The following is a 305-nucleotide window of genomic DNA, read 5'->3' as shown; positions in this document are numbered from 1 at the left end:
GTGGCGCTCTCGAACCAGTAGGGTCCGAACTCGCGATTCTGAAGCAGCAGCAACGCATCGAAGGGGTTGTAGACCGATGTGACCTCGGGGCCACCCCATCGGTAGCCGTTGTACCACTGGCGGATGGCCTCGCGGTCCAGGCCGGGCAGCTCCGGGGCAAATACCGTGTCGATGTCGTCGTCGGTATAGCCGCAGATCGTTGAATACTCGGGCAGCAGCGTGATGTCGCGCAGGTTGTTCAAGCCCGAGAAGAGACTGACCTTGCTGAACTTGGATACGCCGGTGATCAGCACCAGATGCAGATG

General features: G+C 60.3%; 1 pseudogene. It reads right to left on the bottom strand.

From position 1 onward, the window contains the following. Positions 1 to 305: pseudogene (locus LPW30_RS15990) on the bottom strand (hypothetical protein); the annotation flags it as partial.

This window comes from Ectothiorhodospira variabilis (genome assembly GCF_022227625.1).
GTDB lineage: Bacteria > Pseudomonadota > Gammaproteobacteria > Ectothiorhodospirales > Ectothiorhodospiraceae > Ectothiorhodospira > Ectothiorhodospira haloalkaliphila.
This window is presented reverse-complemented; position numbering and strand designations above follow the sequence as displayed.